We start from the raw sequence: 1,290 nt of genomic DNA on the forward strand, positions 1-1,290 counted from the left end.
CGAGCGGGGCGTCGTCGCGCGGCCCGAGCACCGCGCGCACCGCGCGTCGCACGTCGGCGATCGGCGGCGTCAGGCGGGGACGGCGCTCGGGGGGCATCACGTAACCTTATTCCGTCGTGAGCGGCGCCCATCGGGCGCGCGGCGACGCCGGTGCCGTCACGGCCCGCGAGACCTTCGAGACTCCACCATCCGAAACGAGGAGAACCACATGGGCGAGTACGCCGCCGTCATCGAGATCCCCAAGGGGAGCCGCAACAAGTACGAGGTCGACCACGAGACCGGCCGGGTCTTCCTCGACCGCGTGCTCTACACGAACTTCGTGTACCCGACCGACTACGGCTTCTTCGAGAACACGCTCGGCGACGACGGCGACCCGCTCGACGTGCTCGTGCTCACGCAGTACCCGCTGTTCCCCGGCGTCGGCGTGAAGGTGCGCCCGGTCGGCGTCTTCCACATGACCGACGACGGCGGCGGCGACGCCAAGGTCATCGCGGTGCCCGCGGGCGACCCGCGCTGGGACGACATCCAGGACGTCGAGGACGTGCCCGAGTACACCCGCAAGGAGATCGAGCACTTCTTCGAGCACTACAAGGACCTCGAGCCCGGCAAGTGGGTCAAGACCGAGGGCTGGGCGAACGCCGCCGACGCCGAGGGCCTGATCGCGAAGGCCATCGAGGCGTACCCGGGTCACTGAGCCCGAGCGGATGCCTCGGCATCCGCCTGCACGCGACGAGGGGGCGAGCCCGACGGCTCGCCCCCTCGTCGCGTCTCCGCCCGCCGCGCGTCGGAGTCAGCCGAGGTAGATGCCGCGCGCGGCCAGGAACGGGACCGGGTCGATGCGGCTCCAGCCGCTGTAGACCTCGAAGTGCAGGTGACAGCCGGTCGACGCACCCGTGGTGCCGCTCGACGCGATCACCTGCCCGGAGTTCACCCGCTGCCCGTAGCCGACGAACAGGCCGCCGGGGCGGATGTGGGCGTAGCCGGTCGAGATGCCGCCGCCGTGGTCGATCTTGATGAAGTTGCCGTAACTGCCCGACCAGCCGGCATAGACGACGGTGCCGGAATTCGCTGCGTAGATCGGCGCGGAGCATCCGGTCGCGAGGTCGGTGGCGTAGTGGAACGAGTTCGAGCAGTAGCCGCCGCTGCAGATCACCTGGCGCGGACCGTAGGTGCCGGAGATCCAGCCGTAGGCGGGCTTGGACCAGCCGGAGGACACCGTCTGGCCGCCGCCGCCGCCTCCGCCGCCTCCGCCGCCTCCGCCGCCACCGGCTGCCGCCGCCGCTGCGGCTG

Annotated in this window: 2 protein-coding genes; one reads left to right on the plus strand and one right to left on the minus strand. The window is 71.2% G+C overall.

Annotation, left to right across the window (positions count from 1 at the left end):
- The first annotated feature begins 187 nt into the window (after positions 1–187).
- Positions 188–694, plus strand: coding sequence for an inorganic diphosphatase (ppa, locus tag ESO86_RS17160; protein WP_277985248.1), 507 nt, complete (start codon positions 188–190; stop codon positions 692–694).
- A gap of 96 nt (positions 695–790) precedes the next feature.
- On the opposite strand, the gene ESO86_RS17165 is transcribed toward ppa, so the two are convergent.
- Positions 791–1,290: M23 family metallopeptidase (locus tag ESO86_RS17165; protein WP_165308286.1), on the minus strand; the 500-nt coding region annotated here is incomplete at its 5' end.

Source organism: Agromyces binzhouensis (genome assembly GCF_004135055.1).
GTDB classification, from domain to species: domain Bacteria; phylum Actinomycetota; class Actinomycetes; order Actinomycetales; family Microbacteriaceae; genus Agromyces; species Agromyces binzhouensis.